This is a genomic window from Lysobacter sp. M15 (assembly GCF_022662515.1).
In the GTDB taxonomy this organism is placed as follows: Bacteria; Pseudomonadota; Gammaproteobacteria; order Xanthomonadales; family Xanthomonadaceae; genus JAKPBU01.
The window spans coordinates 12,804-31,369 of the sequence record NZ_JAKPBV010000016.1; the positions used below are offsets into that span (position 1 = coordinate 12,804).

Genomic DNA, 18,566 nt, shown 5'->3' on the forward strand with positions numbered 1-18,566 from the left:
CCGGTGGGGAGCGCGGGTGGCAGTGCCGATGCCCACGTCGCAGGCGATGGCACGGCCATGAGTGCCACCCGTGATGGAGCGGATGCAGCCGCGGGCCGCGCTGCCGCCGCCACGCTGTACTACGAGGTCGGTTCGGCAATGCCGCCGGCGGACGCCGATGCGCAGCTGGGCGGGGTTCTGGATGCGTTGCGCCAGAATTCGCGTGCGGTCGCGCGCATCTCCGGCTTCCACGACGCAGCCGGCGACGCCGCCACCAATGAGGCGCTGGCCAGAGAGCGGGCCGAGGGCGTGCAGCACTGGCTCGAAGCCCAGGGCGTGCCGGCCGAGCGCATCGTGCTGGACAAGCCGATGGCGACCACGGGCGACGGCCCGGCCCAGGAAGCACGGCGGGTCGAGGTCACGGTCGAGTAACGCCAGCGACCTGCCGAACAAGAAAACGGCGGCCCTTGGCCGCCGTTTTTGTTTGCGGAAAACAAAAAGCGGCGCGCTTCCGATGCGCGCCGCCCCGCCCCTTTCCTTGTGCGGAAACCTGAGCCCTAGAGCGTCGGAAACCTGAGCCCTAGAGCGTGTAGTTGGGACGGTCCGGCAGGCCCAACTCGCGACGGATGCCGTTCTCGGTGAGTCCGATCGGGTTGTGGGTCGTGGCGGGCGTGGACGGATTCCCATCGAAATCGAACGGCGCTGCGCTCGTCTCCAGCCCCACCGCCTGGCGTTCGGCATTGGGCACGTTGCCCGAATCCGGCCCGGTGCCGCGATAGGTGCCCGGCTGGAAGGTGCCGGTCACGCCGTTATAGGCATGCGACATCTCGTGGTAGAGCACCACCACCGGGGCCGGGAACTCGGCCATGTGGAACGACGGGTTGTAACTGATGATCACGTCCGAACCCTCGCCGGCGCGGCCGTTGCGGATCTCTGCATTGCCGCGCCCGAGGGTCTGCGCGTAGCCGTTCTGCTCGTTGGCCAGCTCGCGGATGGTGACGGTATTGCCGCTGGCCGCGGCGGAATCGAACTCGGCCAGCATCGTCTGCCCGTTGGGCGAGCTGCGCAGGAATTCGAGTTCGGCTTCGACCCGCTGGCGGAAGGACTCGGATCCCTCGACCTTCACCCCGCGCGTGCCCAGGCTGGGGTCGATCTCGACGTTGACCACCACCTGGCCGGTGTCGCGCTGACCGGCGGCGAAGCGCACCGCATCGATCTCTTCTGCGTAGATCTGGTCGCCTGAGGTCGCGCCATCGACCGAATCGGTCCCGCTGCCCAGGTAGATGTTGTTGTCGCCGCCGCTGGTGACGCGGTCGTCGCCGAGGCCGGCCGAGACCATGTTCGTGCCCTGGCTGCCGTCGACCTGGTCGTCGCCCGCGCCGGCTTCGATAAAGTTGGTGCCGTCCCCGGCCGTGAGCACGTCCTCGCCGTCGCCGCCATGGACCACGTCGTCGCCCGCACCGGCGTCGACCGTGTCGTTGCCGGTGTTGCCGAAGACGTCATCGCGGCCTTCGCCGGAGGTGACCACGTCGTTGCCGGCACCGCCGTCGATGCGGTCGTCGCCCGCGCCGGTGGCGATGGCATCGTCGCCCGCGCCGCCGTCCACCACGATGTTGACGCGCACGTTCGGCGCGACTTCGATCAGATCGTCGCCGGCGCCCACGCGCAGGGTGAGTTCCTGGCGCTCGGCCAGCGACACGTCGAATTCCTCGCCGTTGACGCTGACCACCACCGTACCGTCGTCGCGCTGGCTCACCTGGACCTGGTCGTTGCCGCTGCCGGTGGTGGTGAACACCAGCTGGTCGCTGCTGACATAGGTCTGGCCGAAGCCGCCATCGGCGAGGGTCCGTTCGCGTGCGATCGTCGCCTGGTCGCCCTGGTGCAACGGATCGACCTGGATCGGCTTGCCGTCCGGCGTGCTGTCCTCGGTCCGCTGCGAAGGATTGCTGCTGCTGCCGTCGATGGGGATCGCGGGATCGGCGCCCGGCAGCAGGCTCATCAACTCGATCCCGGTGCTCTCGGTCGCTTCCGGCAGGGCGTTCGCGTCCAGATCGGCCGGGGAGTTCAGTGCATCGCTGTCCGCGCGCGGGTCGTCCCAATAGGAACTGTTCTGCGGGGCGTAGGCGGTGGTGGACAGACTGGGATCGGAACTCATCGCTTGCGGCCTCATTCCCTGGAGTACGGACGCAGGTATACGGGGCCGTACGGAGCCGCAAAAGCTGGGGCCGACCCTAGCGTATGGTTTTCCCTAGGTGTGTGTTGCGACGCAGCACGGACGCGTAGAATGCGCCCCTTCGCGCACGAATGAGGCTGCTAATGGGTCTGGATCTGGTTCCCACCGGCGACAATCCGCCGGAAGAGGTCAACGTCATCATCGAGATCCCCAAGGACGCCGAGCCGGTCAAGTACGAGGTCGACAAGGCCAGCGGCGCGATCTTCGTGGATCGGGTGCTGTCCACCCCGATGCGCTATCCGTGCAACTACGGCTACGTGCCGCATACGCTGTGCGGCGACGGCGACCCGGCCGACGTGCTGGTGCTGATGCCCTTGGGCCTGATCCCCGGCTCGGTGATCCAGGTCCGCCCGGTGGGCGTGCTGCGCATGATCGACGAAGCCGGCAACGACGAGAAGATTTTGGCGGTGCCGATCGACAAGGTGTTCCCCGGCTACGCCCACATCCAGCATATCGACGACGTGCCCAAGCACTGGCTCGACCGCATCGGTTACTTCTTCGAGCACTACAAGGATCTGGAAGCCGGCAAGTGGGTCAAGCTCGATGGATGGGGCGGACGCGACGAGGCGCGCCAGGTCCTGCGCGAATCGATCGAACGCTACGAAGGCAGCAGCCAGAAGCCGCGGTTCTAGCAGGCGCGGTTCTAGCAGGCGCGGTTCTAGCAGGCGCGGTTCTGGCAGGCGCGCTCTGATCGATCAGCGCCGCGCGCGCACGATCGTCAGGCCGATCAGCCGCGACACCACGGTGGCGATGTAACCCACGCCCGCGAACTGCTCGAGCATGGTCAGCACCCGCGCGGGCGAGCTGACCGGGAGCACATCGCCCAGCCCGGTCGCGGACAGATTGGTGAAGCTGTAGAACAGCAGTTCCATCCAGTGCCGCGGCCGCCCGGGTTCGATGCCGGTAAAGCTGCCCGGGTACCAGGCCTGGCAGACGAAATAGGCGTAGGCAAACCCCCAGGCCAGCAGGGTGAAGGTCGCGCCCGCGGCGAACAGCTCATCGTTGGTGACCTCGTGGTCGTGCAGCATGTACGAGATCAGGCTCGCGGCGGCGTAGAAGTACAGCGCCGCTTCCAGCATCGCCGACAACGGCAGCAAGGCCTCGTGTTCGAACAGCACGCCGATCACGGTCAGAGCCATTGCCGGCAGCGCCAGCAGCCAGGCGACCAGGCTGACGAACGGACCGCTGCGCACCACCCAGACCGCCAGCGGCACCACCACCAGCGCCACCGCACCGAACAGCAGGCGGCCGCTCTGGGTCTGGTCCATCAGCGGATACAGCAGCAGGCTCAGCAGCTGCGCCGCCAGCAGGAATGCGGACGGATGCCGGCGCGCCAGCAGGCTCCAGCGCCGCGAGCGCCGCGCACGCTGCGCCGCAGCTGCGACGCCGGCGTCGACGCCGCTTTCGGACGACTCACCCATTCGGCCGAATGTCAGTCCGTCGCAACCGGCACGGTCGACCCGGCGCGATACGGGTACTGGGCGAAGATGCTGGCGATCGCCTTGTCCACCTCGGCCAGCCGCTCATGCGGCGTGCGCTTGGTCACCCGGCCGATGGCGGCGCCGGTCCACACCATCCGGTTGCGCTCGGCGTCCACCAGGTCGACCGTCAGCGTGCCTTCGGTGTATTGGTGGACCTGGGTGTCGTCGTACCAGAACGGCATGGCGAAATAGGCGCGGCGACGGTAGCTGTAGAAGTACTGGTAGTCCGTGCGCGGAACCGACCACACGTCGGTCTTCTCGCGCACGATGCCCTGGAAGTTGACCTGCAGGTCCGGATCGCTCTCGACGTAGCGGTAACCGCGCGCCTCCATTTCGCGGCGCACGTCGTCCTTGATCCGGTCGGAGATCCAGCTGGAGTAACCGGACTCCTCCATCGCGATCGGCTTGTAGAAGCCCCAGGTCCGGTAGCGACTGAAATCGGCGGAAGGATCGTAATCGGTGCGCACCCGCGGGCCGGTGGCGCAAGCGGCAAGCAGCAGCGCGACCAGCAGCACCGCGACGTGCCTGAAATCGAATCGCATGGCGTTCATGACCAGCTCCGGAAAAGGGTCGGACCTACGGCGCGAGTCTACGCCGCGGACATCCACGCAAGGTGATTCCGGATTAAGCCTTCAGCTTTCATTCGGCCCGGTAGACCTCGGCGCCCTGGGCCCGGAATTCGGCCGACTTGGCCGCCATCCCGGCCTCCAGCGCAGCGGCCTCGTCCACCCCCTGCGCGGCTGCGTAATCGCGCACGTCCTGGGTGATCTTCATGCTGCAGAAATGCGGGCCGCACATCGAGCAGAAGTGCGCGAGCTTGTGCGCGTCCTTGGGCAGGGTCTCGTCGTGGAATTCCTTGGCCTTTTCCGGATCCAGCCCGAGGTGGAACTGGTCCTGCCAGCGGAACTCGAACCGCGCCTTGGACAGCGCGTTGTCGCGCACCTGCGCACCCGGATGGCCCTTGGCGAGATCCGCTGCATGCGCGGCGATCTTGTAGGCCATGATCCCGTCGCGCACGTCCTCGCGGTTGGGCAGGCCCAGGTGCTCCTTCGGCGTCACGTAGCAGAGCATCGCGGTGCCGTACCAGCCGATCATCGCCGCACCGATCGCGGAAGTAATGTGGTCGTAGCCCGGCGCGATGTCGGTGGTCAGCGGGCCCAGCGTGTAGAACGGCGCCTCGCCGCACTCGGCCAGCTGCTTGTCCATGTTCTCCTTGATCAACTGCATCGGCACGTGGCCGGGGCCTTCGATCATGGTCTGCACGTCGTGCTTCCACGCGACCCTGGTGAGTTCGCCCAGCGTTTCCAGTTCGCCGAACTGCGCGGCGTCGTTGGCGTCGGCGATGCAGCCCGGTCGCAGGCCGTCGCCCAGCGAGAATGCGACGTCGTAGGCCTTCATGATTTCGCAGATGTCCTCGAAATGCGTATAGAGGAAGCTCTCGCGATGGTGCGCCAGGCACCACTTGGCCATGATCGAACCGCCGCGCGAGACGATGCCGGTGACGCGTTTGGCCGTAAGCGGCACGTAGCGCAGCAGCACGCCGGCGTGGATGGTGAAGTAGTCCACGCCCTGCTCGGCCTGTTCGATCAGGGTGTCGCGGAAGATCTCCCAGGTGAGTTCTTCGGCACGACCGTCGACCTTTTCCAGCGCCTGGTAGATCGGCACCGTGCCGATCGGTACCGGCGAATTGCGCACGATCCACTCGCGGGTTTCGTGGATGTGCTTGCCGGTGGACAGGTCCATGACCGTGTCGCCACCCCAGCGGATCGCCCAGACCAGCTTCTCCACTTCCTCGGCGATGCCGGAGGACACCGCGCTGTTGCCGATGTTGGCGTTGATCTTGGTCAGGAAGTTGCGGCCGATGATCATCGGCTCGCTTTCGGGATGGTTGATGTTGTTGGGCAGGATCGCGCGGCCGCGCGCGATCTCGTCGCGCACGAATTCCGGGGTGATGATCGTCTGGATGCTGGCGCCGAAGCTTTCGCCCGGATGCTGCGACAGCAGGCGCGCGTCGCGGACCGCTTCGATCCGCTGGTTCTCGCGGATCGCGACGTATTCCATCTCCGGCGTGACGATGCCGCGGCGCGCGTAGTGCATCTGGGTGACGTTCGCGCCGGACTTCGCGACGCGCGGCAGCATGCGCGCCGGAAAACGGACCGCGGCAAGTTTCGGATCGCGCTCGCGCGCGCGCCCGAACTCGGAGCTGAGCTGCGGCAGCACTTCGGTATCGCCGCGCGCTTCGATCCAGGCCGCGCGCAGCGGTGCCAGGCCGGCGGCCAGGTCGATCTGCGCCTGCGGATCGGTATAGGGCCCGGACGGGTCGTAGACGGTGACGGGAGGGTTGTCCTCGCCGCCGAACAGGGTCGGAGTCTGGCTCTGGGCAATCTCGCGCATGGCCACGCGCACGAGCTGTCCATGCGGCGCCTGGGGCGAGCCTTCGACGAACACCTTGCGCGATCCCGGGATCGGCCGGGTAACGGATTCGGACAGCTGATCGGTCTGCTGCAGGAGTTCGGAGGGAACTGCGTTCATTTGTGTCGCCCGGTTTCGTTGCGTGGGGTCGCGATGACGACCTGGGCCGCGAAGTTCCTCCCGCGCTGCGGCGCGTTGGACGCCGTAGCAGTTGAGGACCTCGCGGCGCGACGAAGCGGCGGCGCGCACGGCGAGCGTGTCACGAAGCTTCCCTACGCCGGTGTCAACCGGATCAGGTTCGAAGGGTCTGTCTCAACCGCGCATGGGCGCGGTACCCCCGCTTCGACGGCTATTTGACCATGCGATCGATGGCGAAACCAGCGGCCTTTTGGCGCCGCTGCCGGCTGCCACTAAGCTGCCGGCCGGTGCCAGCGCAGCCAGGAGCAAGCAGATGCCGTCCGTCAAGGTCGACCCCGACAGGATCCACGAATTCAAGGACGCCGAGGCCTTCTACCGATGGCTCAGCCAGCATCACGACAAGCAAGGCGAGGTCTGGATCAAGATCCACAAGGTCGGATCCGGTCTGAAGTCGATCACCCCGGCGGAAGCGATCGACGCGGCGCTTTGCTGGGGCTGGATCGACGCGATCCGGAAGGGCTTCGACGACAAAAGCTTCCTGCAGCGCTACACGCAGCGCGGCAGGAAGAGCACCTGGAGCCAGATCAACGTCGACAATGTCGCCCGCCTGATCAAGGAGGGCAGGATGACCGAGCACGGGCTGAAGGAAGTCGAAGCGGCCAAAACCGACGGGCGCTGGGATCGCACCTACAGGATCAAGGGCACCAAGCTTCCAGACGACCTGCTGGCGGCGATCGAGGCCGAGCCAGCGGCCAGGGACATGCTGGAGAAACTCAACGCGAAGAACCGGTTCGCGCTGGCCTTCCGCACCCAAAGCATGAAGACCGAAGCGGGGCGGAAGAAGAAGATCGCGACCTTCGTGGAAATGCTCAAGCGCGGTGAGACGATTTATCCGCAGGGCGGGAAATGAACCTTCGCGCACGACGCGACACCCCGCTTTGATGGCGACTTGACCACGCGGCCGCTCGGACCCAGGCATGGCTGCCACGCCGGTTACCCGAGCAACCGTTGACAGCCCCTCCAGGCGCGTGTTCAGCTGCGTGCATGACGCATCGCAACATGCATCCAGGCATGACCCCTGTCCCCGGCACCGGCGCGCCCGGTCTGGCGGCTGCTGCGACGATTACCACCGGTACCGGTACCCCACCTCACCGGGTACGGACCGGCGTGTCCATCTGATCCACCACGCCGCTCCGCACCCGATCCGGGTGTGGGGCTGCGTCCCTACCCGGCATCGCGGCGGAGCCCCAACGGAGCTTCATCGATGTCGTTCGTTCCGCAAGACCTCCTTGCCCACCGGGTCCACAAGTTCGGCGGCAGCAGCCTGGCCGACGCCACGCGCATCGGCGCGCTGCCCGCGCTGCTCGAACCCGACCGCGCGCACCCACGCTGGGTCGTGGTCTCGGCCATGCAGGGCACGACCGATGCACTGGTGGCGCTGGGCGAGCGCGCAGCAACCGGCGGCGACTGGCACCCAGGCTGGGAGGCGTTGCGCGATCGCCACCACGCCGCGGCGCGCGCGCTTGGCCTGGGCGATGCCACGACGCTGGCGCTTGATGCGGAACTCGACCGGCTGCGCGGCGACCTCGCGGCGCTGCAGAACGAAACCGGCCGCCCCGCGCGGCTCGCCCGCGTGCACGGCGCAGGCGAACTGCTGTCCTCGCACCTGGTCCAGGCCGCACTGGGCGCAGGCTGGGACCGGCTCGACGCGCGCGACGTGCTGGTGGTCCATGCCGGTGAAATGGGCGTCGGCGTGGACTGGGACGCGAGCCGCGCGCGCCTTGCCGCCTGGCGCGCAGCGCATCCGGCGCGCGACGTGGTCGTCACCGGCTTCATCGCACGCGATCGTTCCGGCGACGACACCACGCTGGGGCGCAACGGCAGCGACTACTCCGCCGCCATCTTCGCCAACCTGTGCGATGCGCAGGAACTGACCATCTGGACCGATGTCGACGGCGTGCTCTCGGCCGACCCGCGGCTGGTCCCGGATGCCCTGGTCCTGCCGACGATGTCGTATGCGGAAGCCTGCGAGCTGGCCTATTTCGGCGCCAAGGTGCTGCACCCGCAGACGATGGCGCCGGTGCAGTCGCGGGGCATCCCGCTGTGCATCCGCAATTCGCTGAACCCGGCCGCGCCAGGCACCTGGGTCCTGGCGGCGAATCCGGAAGGCGACGCAGAGCTGTCGCCGGTGAAGGGGCTGAGCCTGGTCCGGGGGCTGGCCGTACTCGAACTCGTCGGCAACGGGATGGTCGGCGTCCCCGGCGCCGCCGAGCGCCTGTTCGCGGCGCTGCACGGCGCCGGCGTGTCGGTAACGATGATCTCACAGGGCTCGTCCGAGCACTCGATCTGCTGCATCGTGCGCGCCGAACAGGTCGATCGCGCGCGCGACGCCGTCGCAGGCGCATTCCGCGAGGCGATGGCCGACGCACGCACGCAGGGCGTCGAGGTCACGCGCGGGATCTGCGTGCTCGCCGCGGTCGGCGACGGCATGGTCGGCACGCCCGGCGTGGCCGCGCGCCTGCTCGGCGGGCTGGCGCAGGCGCGGGTCAACGTGCGCGCCATCGCCCAGGGCGCGAGCGAGCGCAACATCTCGGTGGCCATCGCCGAAACCGACGCCACCCGTGCGCTGCGCGCGGCGCATTCGGCATTCTGGCTGTCGCCGCAGACCGTGTCGGTCGGCATCATCGGGCCGGGCAACGTCGGACGCAGCCTGCTGGCGCAGCTCGCCGCCGTGCTGCCGGGACTGCGCGAACGCTCGCAGGTGGACCTGCGCCTGCGTGCGATCGCCAACAGCCGGCGCATGGCGCTGGACCATTTCGTCATCGCGCCGGAAGTGGCGGTGGAGCGACTGGCTTCGGACGATGCGCAGCCGCTGGACCTGGATACCTTCGCCGCGCACGTGCGCGCCGGCCACATCCCGCACGCGCTGATCGTGGACTGCAGCGCCAGCGCCGCAACCGCGCAGAAGTATCCGGAATGGCTCGCGGCCGGCATCCACGTGGTCACGCCTAACAAGCAGGCCGGCAGCGGGGCCTGGTCGCGTTATGCCGCGATCCGCGCCGCGCAGCGCGCGGGCGGCGGGCGCTTCCTCTACGAGGCCACGGTCGGCGCCGGCCTGCCGGTGATCCTGACCCTGCGCAATCTGCTCGATACCGGCGACGCGCTGCACGCGGTTGACGGCATGCTCTCGGGCACGCTGGCCTGGCTGTTCAACAGCTACGATGGCAGCCGACCGTTCTCCGCGCTGGTGCGCGAAGCGCGGGCGCTGGGCTATACCGAGCCCGACCCGCGCGACGACCTGTCCGGGCTGGACGTGGCCCGCAAGCTGGTGATCCTGGCGCGCGAGGCCGGCCTGCAACTGTCGCTGGAGGACGTGGACGTGGAGAGCCTGGTGCCGGCATCGCTGCAGGGCGTGAGCGTGGACGAATTCATGGCGCGCCTCGACGAACTCGATGCGCCCATGGCGGCGCGGCTGCAGGCAGCGCAGTCCGCGGGCCTCGGGCTGCGCCACCTCGCCCGGCTCACCCGCGACGGCAGGGCGCAGGTCGGCGTGGTCGCACTGCCCGCCGACCATGCCTGCCGGCATACGCGGCTCACCGACAACCTGGTGCAGTTCACCACCGACCGTTATGCGTCCAATCCGCTGGTGGTCCAGGGCCCGGGGGCGGGCCCGGAAGTCACCGCAGCCGGCGTGTTCGGCGACGTGCTGGCGATCGCCAACGCGCTCGGCGCCACCGACGGGCGTTACGCATGAGCCACAGCGTCCGAGCTTTCGCGCCCGCCAGCGTCGGCAACATCGGCGTGGGCTTCGACCTGCTGGGGCATTCAATCGACGGGCCTCGCGACATCGCCAGCGTCGCGCGCATCGACGCGCCCGTGGTCAGGATCGACGCGGTCGCGGGCGACGTTGCCGGCGCGGCCTCGATTCCGCTCGACGCTACCGCCAATACCGCCGGGCGCGCGTTGATGGCGATGCGCGAAGCCCTGGGCCTGGCGCACGGCTTCGCGCTGACGCTCGAGAAAGGCATCCCGCTCGGCTCCGGGCTGGGCGGTTCGGCGGCCTCGTGCGTGGCCGCACTCGTGGCGGCGAACGCGCTGCTCGATGCGCCGCTGCCGCGCGAGGCGCTGTATGCCTTCGCGCTGGAGGGCGAAGCGGCGTCGACCGGCAGCCGCCACGGCGACAACGTAGCGCCGATGCTGCTTGGCGGCGTGGTCATGGCCCTGCCATCGCGGATGGTGGCGCTGCCGGTGCCGCCGGGCCTGCATGCGGTGGTGGTGCATCCGGACCAGGTGCTGGAGACCCGGCGCGCGCGCGCGGTGCTCGTAGAGCCTTATCCGCTGCCCGCGATCGTCGCCCATGGCGCCTGCCTCGCCCAGTTCATCAGCGGCCTGCACACGGGCGATCTCGACCTGGTCCGCGCCGGGCTACGCGACCTGCTGGTCGAACCCCGGCGCGCCGCGCTGATTCCCGGCTTTCCCCAGGTCAAGGCGGCTGCACTCGAACACGGCGCGCTCGGCGCCAGCATTTCCGGCGCCGGACCCAGCGTGTTCGCCTGGTTCGCATCGCAGCAGGAGGCCGAAGCTGCGGCGCCGGCGATGCGGGCCGCCTTCGTGGACAGCGGCTTCGATGCGCGCGCTTACGTCTCCCCGGTCGCCGGCCCGCGCGCGGACCTGATCGCATGAGCGCCGCCGAATCGATGCGCTACATCAGCACCCGAGGCGACGCGCCGGAAGTTGGCATCGAGGCTGCGCTGGTGGCAGGGCTGGCACCAGACGGCGGCCTGTACGTGCCCAGGCACATTCCGACGGTGGACCTGACCTCCCCTGCCGTATCGCTCGCCAGCATGGCAGCGCGCGTGCTCGCGCCCTACCTGCAGGGCTCGACGCTGCAGCCGCGGCTCGAAGCGTTGTGCACGAAAGCCTTCGCCTTCGACGCGCCGCTGCGTCCGCTGGCGGGTCAGGGCGACTTCCTGCTGGAGCTGTTCCACGGGCCGACGGCCGCGTTCAAGGATTACGCGGCGCGCTTCCTGGCCGCCGCGCTCGAAGCACTGCGCACCGACGGCGCGCCGCCGACCACGATCCTTGTCGCCACCTCTGGCGATACCGGCGCCGCAGTCGCTGCGGCGTTCCACCGACGCCCGGGTTTCGAGGTGGTGATCCTGTATCCGGACGGCGGTGTGTCGCCGCGCCAGGCCCACGGCCTGGGCTGCTGGGGCGACAACGTGCGCGCCTACCGCGTGGCCGGCAGCTTCGACGACTGCCAGCGCATGGCCAAGGCGGCCCTGGCCGACCCCGCCCTGCGCGCACGCCGGCCGCTGACCACCGCCAACAGCATCAGCCTGGGCCGGCTGCTGCCGCAGGCGGCTTATTACGCGCAGGCCGCCGCGCGACACCATGCGGCCCATGGCACCGCGCTGGGCTTCATCGTGCCCACCGGCAACCTGGGCAACGCCTGCGCCTGCCTGCTCGCGCAGCGCATGGGCGCGCCGATCCACGGGATCCGGCTGTCGACCAACGCCAACGACACCCTGTCGCGCTACTTCGGCGGCGGCGAATATCAGCCGCGACCCGTGCGGCCGACCCTGGCGAATGCGATGGACGTCGCCGCACCGAGCAACTTCGAACGCCTGCGCCATTGGCATGCCAGTGATGCCGCGCTGCGCACTGCCATGACCGCGGACGTGGTGGATGACGAGGCCATCCGCGATGCGATCCGGCAGGCACCGGCACGCCACGGCATCGTGCCCTGCCCGCACACCGCGACCGGGCTGCGCGTGCTCGAACGGCTGCGGGCCGGGGGCGACACCCGGACCTGGGCGGTGGTGGCGACCGCGCATCCGGCCAAGTTCGAGAGCATCGTGGAGCCGCTGGTCGGCCATGTGATCGCGCTGCCGCCGGCATTCGCCGAATGCCTGGCGCGACCGGCCAGCGCACAACCGCTCGCGGCGAACGACATGGCGCTGCGGGAAGTTCTGGTCGAAGATTTCTGCTGAAACCACTTCCGGATGCAACGGCCCCAGCGAGCGTCGTCGTCCGAGGCCACACGTGATCGCAGGCACAGCCGCGGGGACAACTCGCGCTTCATGGCGAAAAGTTCTAATCGAAACTGTTGACATTCCGCGCGGGGACATGTTTCCCTGCCACCATGACGCAGCGCAGCACCCTGCCGCAGACCCTTCAGGCCATGTCGCCCGACGTGTCTCTGGTGCTGTCCGGCCTCGCAGCGCTCGTCCTCGTACTCGTCCTTATTACCGTCCAATCTGGCGCGGGGATCGGGTTTGCGTAACTAACAGACCCAAGGTTGAAGAAACCAAGACCCCGCGCCCAGAAGGCGCGGGGTTTTTCGTTTCGGACACGTTGGTTTCCACAGGAACCTCTTCAGTGCGCAGCGACGCAATCAAACAAGGCTCCGCCCACGCCCCGGCACGCGCGATGCTGCGCGCGACCGGGCTCGACGATGAAGCGATCGCGAAACCTTTCGTCGCGGTGGTGCACACCTGGTCCGACGTTTCTCCCTGCAACATCACCCTGCGCGAGCTGGCGCAACACGTGCGCCGCGGCGTGCAGGACGGCGGCGGCACGCCGGTCGAGTTCAACACCATCGCCGTCACCGACGGCATCGCCATGGGCAGCGACGGCATGCGCGCCTCGCTGGCCTCGCGCGAAACCATCGCCGATTCGATCGAACTGGCCGTCTCGGGCCACTGCCTGGACGCGATGGTGCTGCTGGTGGGTTGCGACAAGACCATCCCAGCCGCGGCGATGGCCGCCGCGCGCCTGGATATTCCCACCGTGATCCTCTACGGCGGCACGATCATGCCGGGGCACTGTCCGTCGAAGCGCGGCACCGGCGAAGACAAGGCGCTGACCGTCCAGGACGTGTTCGAAGCGGTCGGCGCGCATTCAGCGGGGCGCATCGACGACGCCGAACTCAAGCGCATCGAAACCCATGCCTGCCCCGGCGCCGGCGCCTGCGGCGGCCAGTTCACCGCCAATACGATGGCGATGGTGCTGACCTTTCTGGGCCTGTCGCCGCTGGGCGCCAACGATATCCCCGCGATCCATGCGGACAAACCGGAAGCCGCGCGCGCATGCGGCGAACTGGTGATGCGGCAATTGCGCGATGGCGGGCCGACACCGCGCGTCCTTCTCTCTCCCGCAGCGCTGCGCAACGCCGCGCGCGCGGTGTCGGCCACCGCCGGGTCCACCAATGCGGCTCTGCACCTGCTGGCGATCGCGCATGAGGCCGGCGTCGACTTCGGCCTGGAGGAATTCGAGGCCGCCGCGTCCACGCCGGTGATCGCGGATCTGAAACCGGGCGGTCGCTACACCGCGGCCGAGATGTTCGACTTCGGCGGCGCGGCGCTGGTGGCGCGCGAACTGAAGACGGCCGGCCTGATCGCCGACATTCCGACCGTCACCGGCCGCTCGTTCTTCGAGGAACTGACGGATGCGCGCATGGCCGAGGTGCAGGACGTGGTGCGGCCCATCGCCGACCCGATCAAGCCACGCGGCGGTTATTCCATCCTGTACGGCGACCTCGCGCCGGAGGGTTGCATCGTCAAGCTCGCCGGCCACGGCCGCATGCGCCATGCCGGGCCTGCGCGCGTGTTCGACTCGGAAGAAGCCGCCTTCGCCGCGGTGCAGGCGCGTGGCATCCAGCCCGGGGACGTGGTCGTGATCCGCTTTGAAGGGCCTGCCGGCGGCCCCGGCATGCGCGAGATGCTCGCGGTCACCGCCGCGCTGGTCGGCCAGGGCCTGGGCAACGACGTTGCGCTGGTGACCGACGGCCGCTTCAGCGGCGCCACCCACGGCTTCATGGTCGGCCACGTCGCGCCGGAAGCGGCGCGCGGCGGGCCGCTGGCGCGTCTGCGCGATGGCGACATGGTGACCATCGACGTCGCCTCGCGCCGCATCGACGTGGATGCCGAACTGTCGCAACGCACGCCGGTGACGATCGCACCGCGCGTGACCACCGGCGTCCTGGCCAAGTACGCACGCGACGTCAGTTCCGCCTCGCAAGGCGCGGTCACCGCGCCCGGGCCGAGGGATGCGCCCAGGCGCATCGCCGCATCCCTCGTCGACTCCGCATCGCCGGCAACCACCGAGACGATCGCCGCCTGACCCTCATCTGCCACACAACGACCCCGCCCTCGAAGGAAACCACACCATGACCGCTTCCACCCAACCCAAGATCGCCATCGTCGGTTACGGCAGCCAGGGCCGCGCGCATGCGCTGAACCTGCGCGACTCCGGCTTCGACGTCACTGTCGGCCTGCGCCCGGGCGGGCCGACCGAGCAGAAGGCCAAGGCCGACGGCTTCGACGTGAAAACGCCCGCCGAAGCGGTTGCCGGTGCCGACATCGTCGCCGTGCTCACGCCCGACATGGTCCAGCCGCAGCTTTACCGCGGCACGATCGAACCCAACCTGCGCAGTGGCGCCTGCCTGCTGTTCGCGCACGGGTTCAACGTGCATTTCGGCCAGATCTCGCCGCGCGCCGACCTGGACGTGGTGCTGGTGGCGCCCAAGGGCCCGGGCGCGCTGGTGCGGCGTGAGTTCGAGATCGGACGCGGCGTGCCGGCGGTGTATGCGGTGCACCAGGACAACAGCGGCCGCGCCGAGGAACTGGCCCTGACCTACTGCGCCGGCATCGGCGGCGCACGCCAGAACGCGATCAGGACCACGTTCAAGGAGGAAACCGAAACCGATCTGTTCGGCGAGCAGGCGGTGCTCTGCGGTGGTGCCAGTTCGCTGGTGCAGGCCGGCTTCGAGACCCTGGTGGAAGCCGGCTACCAGCCGGAGATCGCCTACTACGAGGTGCTGCACGAACTGAAGCTGATCGTCGACCTGTTCTACGAGGGTGGTATCACCCGGATGCTGGAGTTCGTGTCCGAGACCGCGCAGTACGGCGATTACGTCAGCGGCCCGCGGATCATCGATGCGGGCGTGAAGCAGCGCATGAAGGATGTGCTCACCGATATCCAGGACGGCACCTTCGCCCGCGCCTGGATCGCCGAGCACCAGGCCGGGTTGCCGAACTACAAGCGCTACAAGCAGGCCGACCTGGAGCATCCGATCGAGGAAGTCGGCAAGCGGTTGCGGGCCGGCATGAAGTGGCTGGACAACAACGCCGCGCCGGCTGCGAAACCTGCGGCGACCGCCAACCACGCCGAAGCCGCGTCCGCCGAGGCCGCGCGCGAGGCCGAGGCCGCCTGATGAACGCCGACAGCCCGGCCACCGCCATCGACGCGGCCGCCGAAGAGGGCGCCGGCGCCGCGGGCGACGCCGCGCCGAAACCGCCACCGCTGAACGGTGCGCGCTGGCTGGTGCAGGCGCTGCAGGCCGAAGGCGTGGACACGCTGTTCGGTTATCCCGGCGGCGCGATCATGCCCTTCTACGACGCGCTGCACGGCGTTACCGGCTTGAAGCACGTGCTGGTGCGCCACGAGCAGGGGGCGGCGTTCGCCGCCAACGGCTATGCGCGCGCCAGCGGCCGGGTCGGCGTGTGCGTGGCGACCTCGGGGCCCGGCGCGTCCAACCTGGTCACCGGTATCGCCGATGCGATGCTCGATTCGGTGCCGATGGTGTGCATCACCGGCCAGGTCGCGACCTCGCTGATGGGCACCGATGCATTCCAGGAGCTGGACGTGTTCGGCATGACCCTGCCGATCGTCAAGCACAGCTTCCTGCCGCGTCGGGTGGAACAGCTGCCGGAGATGCTGGCCGAAGCCTTCCGCATCGCGCGCTCGGGACGTCCCGGCCCGGTGCTGATCGACCTGCCCAAGGACGTGCAGATCGCCGACGCGTCGCAGCTGCCCGCGCATGAACCGCTGGCCGTCGAACCCATGCCCAAGGCACCGGACTGGACCCTGCATGCGGCCGCTGCGCTGGTCGCACAGGCGAAGCAACCGGTGATCTACGGCGGCGGCGGCATCGTGCTGGGCGGCGCGGAAGACGCCTTCGCCGACTTCGTGGAGCAGACCCGCATCCCAACCGTGCTCACGCTCAAGGCGCTGGGCGCGCTGCCGGCCAGCCATCCCTCCAACCTGGGAATGCTGGGCATGCATGGCAGCCGCGCGGCCAACCTGGCGGTGCAGGAATGCGACGTCTTGGTCGTGGTCGGCGCGCGTTTCGACGACCGCGCCACGGGCAAGCTGGGCGAATTCGCTCCACATGCGCGGGTGGTGCACATCGATGGCGACGCCTGCGAGATCGGCAAGTTGCGCCAGGCCGACGTGGGCGTGCCGGGCGATATCGCCGCCAGCCTGGCACGGCTGACCCCGCCGCTGGCCGCGCAGATGCACGGTCGCCATGCGCAGCCGCGCCGCGACTGGCGGCACCTGTGCACCGAGCGCAAGCACCGCTTCGGTGCGCGCTACGACGCGCCCGGCGACGGCGTGTACGCGCCCGCGATGCTGCGGCGCCTGTCGGAACTGGCGCCCGAGGCGGTGGTGACCTGCGACGTGGGCCAGCATCAAATGTGGGTGGCGCAGCATTGCCGCTTCGCGCATCCGCGCCGGCACCTGAGCAGCGGCGCACTCGGCGCCATGGGCTTCGGCCTGCCGGCGGCGATCGGAGCGCAGATGCAGGATCCGAATGCGCAGGTGGTCTGCGTCAGCGGTGACGGCTCGTTCCTGATGAACGTGCAGGAGCTGGCCACGCTGCGCCGTTACGGACTGCCGGTGAAGATCGTGCTGCTCGACAACCAAGCCCTGGGCATGGTGCGGCAATGGCAGGAACTGTTCTTCGAAAAGCGCTATTCGGAAATCGACCTGTCCGACAACCCGGACTTCGCCGCGGTGGCCGCCGCGTTCGGGGTGCAGGCCCTGCATGTGGAACGCGCCGCGGACGTAGACGATGCGCTGCGCGCCCTGCTCGACGCACCCGGACCGATGCTGCTGCACGTGGCCATCGATCCGGCCGCCAATGTCTGGCCGTTGGTCCCACCCAACCACAACAACGCGCAGATGCTCGATCCCGACGACGCCGCCTCGTTGCCGGGAACCCAACCCGCGCCCGCACCCGCCACCGCGACCGCCAAGGAACGCCCGCATGCGCTATCAGCTTGATCTCACCCTGCGCCAGGCCGAAGGCGCGCTGACGCGGGTGCTCGGCACGGCCGAGCGACGCGGCTTTCGCCCCTTGTCGGTCGACGGCGAAGCGCAGCCGGACGGCGACCGCTGGCACCTGCGCATGACCGTGGAAGGCGACCGTTCCGAAGCCTCGCTGCAGCAGCAGCTGGCCAAGCTCCATGACTGCATCGCAGTGGAGGTGCGGCCATGTCCGTGACCCAGTTGCGCGACACGAACGATCGCCCGGCGTCCGCCGACAACGCCGAGCGGCCCGGCGCCGATCCGGCGGCATCGCATGCCGATGCCACGGGCCAGGGTGCGGAGAACCCGGGCACGCGGTCGCGCCCACTCCCCAGCCCCGCGCCAATCCCTGCGCGCGAAGGTCCGCGACAGCTCTGGTTCGACGGCGAACTGCATGACGCCAGCGCCCAGCAGGCAGCGCTCGACACCCACGCCCTGCACTACGGCAGCGGCGTGTTCGAGGGCATCCGTGCCTACGCCACCGCCGATGGCGCGGCGGTGTTCCGCCTGCCCGAGCACCTGGAGCGCATGCGCCGCGGCACGGAGCTGCTGGGACTCGCCTTCGATCCGGCCCAGGCCACCGAAGCGGTCCTCGCCACGTTGCGCGCCAACGGCCATCGCGATGCCTATGTGAGGCCGCTGGCCTGGGCCGGCGAAGGCAACTTCGGCCTGGACGTGGAAGGCCACAGGTCGCACCTCATGGTCGCCACCACCGCGACCCAGGTGCATTTGAACGGCACCCGTGCGCGTATCGGCGTGAGCCGCTGGCGTCGTAACCCGGCCGATTCCCTGCCGCCGCTGAAGCTGTGCGGCGCCTACGTCAATTCGATCCTGGCCAAGCGCGAAGCCAAGGCGCGCGGCTTCGACGAAGCCTTGTTCGTGGATGCGGACGGCCGCGTCGTCGAATGCACCGGTGCCAACGTGTTCATCGTCAAGGATGGCCGCGTCACCGCGGTCGAGCATCGCGATGCGCTGCCCGGCATCACCCGCGATACGGTGATGGCGCTCAGCGGCGCCGCTGCGCGCGCGGTAGGCCTGGACGAGCTGCGCGATGCCGACGAAGTCTTCGCATGCGGGACCGCGGCCGAAGTCGCCCCGATCGCCGAGGTCGAGGACCGCCGCTACGGCGCCAATCCGGTGACGCGCGAACTGGCTGCGCTGTATGCACGGGTCGTGCGTGGCGAAGAAACCTCGCGGCTCGCCTGGCTGACGCCGGTCTGACATGGCGG

At 69.1% G+C, this 18,566-nt stretch carries 15 protein-coding genes and 1 riboswitch; of the genes, 11 read left to right on the top strand and 4 right to left on the bottom strand.

Going from position 1 to position 18,566, the window contains the following annotated elements; translation table 11 throughout:
- Positions 1–57: 57 nt before the first annotated feature.
- Positions 58–411, top strand: coding sequence for an OmpA family protein (locus tag MC380_RS16860; protein ID WP_277929315.1), 354 nt, complete (start codon positions 58–60; stop codon positions 409–411).
- A gap of 148 nt (positions 412–559) precedes the next feature.
- On the opposite strand, the gene MC380_RS16865 is transcribed toward MC380_RS16860, so the two are convergent.
- A complete protein-coding gene (locus tag MC380_RS16865; protein WP_242166114.1) occupies positions 560–2,134 on the bottom strand; it encodes a M91 family zinc metallopeptidase in 1,575 nt (524 codons plus the stop codon).
- Positions 2,135–2,295: 161 nt separating this feature from the next.
- On the opposite strand from MC380_RS16865, the gene ppa reads away from it, so the two are divergent.
- Positions 2,296–2,844, top strand: a complete 549-nt coding sequence (ppa, locus tag MC380_RS16870; RefSeq protein WP_242101434.1) for an inorganic diphosphatase — start codon at positions 2,296–2,298, stop codon at positions 2,842–2,844.
- 63 nt (positions 2,845–2,907) lie between these two features.
- Here the strand turns inward: ppa and MC380_RS16875 are convergent, their stop codons facing one another.
- The 3 genes from MC380_RS16875 to thiC form a co-directional block, all read right to left on the bottom strand.
- Positions 2,908–3,633 (bottom strand): ion channel, encoded by a 726-nt coding sequence (locus MC380_RS16875; RefSeq protein WP_242166117.1) that lies wholly within the window; start codon positions 3,631–3,633, stop codon positions 2,908–2,910.
- 11 nt (positions 3,634–3,644) lie between these two features.
- Positions 3,645–4,244, bottom strand: a complete 600-nt coding sequence (locus MC380_RS16880) for a DUF4136 domain-containing protein (RefSeq protein ID WP_242166118.1) — start codon at positions 4,242–4,244, stop codon at positions 3,645–3,647.
- A gap of 88 nt (positions 4,245–4,332) precedes the next feature.
- Entirely contained in the window at positions 4,333–6,225 is a 1,893-nt protein-coding gene (thiC, locus tag MC380_RS16885; RefSeq protein ID WP_242166127.1) for a phosphomethylpyrimidine synthase ThiC, read from the bottom strand.
- Between the two features lie 131 nt (positions 6,226–6,356).
- Positions 6,357–6,454: riboswitch (TPP riboswitch) on the bottom strand.
- Between thiC and MC380_RS16890 the strand changes: the two genes are divergently transcribed.
- The 9 genes from MC380_RS16890 to MC380_RS16930 all read left to right on the top strand — a co-directional run bounded on the left by MC380_RS16890 (position 6,428) and on the right by MC380_RS16930 (position 18,558).
- Positions 6,428–7,153 carry a YdeI/OmpD-associated family protein gene (locus MC380_RS16890; RefSeq protein ID WP_242166138.1) on the top strand — a complete coding sequence of 242 codons (726 nt, stop codon included), beginning with the start codon at positions 6,428–6,430 and terminating at the stop codon, positions 7,151–7,153. It overlaps the preceding riboswitch by 27 nt.
- A gap of 354 nt (positions 7,154–7,507) precedes the next feature.
- On the top strand, positions 7,508–9,997 hold the full coding sequence (gene thrA, locus MC380_RS16895; protein ID WP_242101439.1) for a bifunctional aspartate kinase/homoserine dehydrogenase I: 2,490 nt from the start codon (positions 7,508–7,510) through the stop codon (positions 9,995–9,997).
- Entirely contained in the window at positions 9,994–10,926 is a 933-nt protein-coding gene (locus tag MC380_RS16900) for a homoserine kinase (RefSeq protein ID WP_242101440.1), read from the top strand. The genes thrA and MC380_RS16900 overlap by 4 nt, the downstream gene beginning before the upstream one ends.
- Before the next feature lie 14 nt (positions 10,927–10,940).
- Positions 10,941–12,236 (top strand): threonine synthase, encoded by a 1,296-nt coding sequence (thrC, locus tag MC380_RS16905; RefSeq protein ID WP_242102919.1) that lies wholly within the window; start codon positions 10,941–10,943, stop codon positions 12,234–12,236.
- A 388-nt stretch (positions 12,237–12,624) separates the two neighbouring features.
- Positions 12,625–14,367, top strand: a complete 1,743-nt coding sequence (locus tag MC380_RS16910) for a dihydroxy-acid dehydratase (RefSeq protein WP_242166140.1) — start codon at positions 12,625–12,627, stop codon at positions 14,365–14,367.
- A gap of 46 nt (positions 14,368–14,413) precedes the next feature.
- Positions 14,414–15,460 (top strand): ketol-acid reductoisomerase, encoded by a 1,047-nt coding sequence (gene ilvC / locus MC380_RS16915; protein WP_242101442.1) that lies wholly within the window; start codon positions 14,414–14,416, stop codon positions 15,458–15,460.
- Positions 15,460–17,313, top strand: coding sequence for an acetolactate synthase 2 catalytic subunit (ilvG, locus tag MC380_RS16920; RefSeq protein WP_242166148.1), 1,854 nt, complete (start codon positions 15,460–15,462; stop codon positions 17,311–17,313). The genes ilvC and ilvG overlap by 1 nt, the downstream gene beginning before the upstream one ends.
- A complete protein-coding gene (locus MC380_RS16925; RefSeq protein WP_242101444.1) occupies positions 17,297–17,533 on the top strand; it encodes an ACT domain-containing protein in 237 nt (78 codons plus the stop codon). The genes ilvG and MC380_RS16925 overlap by 17 nt, the downstream gene beginning before the upstream one ends.
- Positions 17,524–18,558, top strand: a complete 1,035-nt coding sequence (locus tag MC380_RS16930) for an aminotransferase class IV (RefSeq protein WP_242166158.1) — start codon at positions 17,524–17,526, stop codon at positions 18,556–18,558. Before MC380_RS16925 ends, MC380_RS16930 begins: the two co-directional genes overlap by 10 nt.
- Positions 18,559–18,566 lie beyond the last annotated feature (8 nt).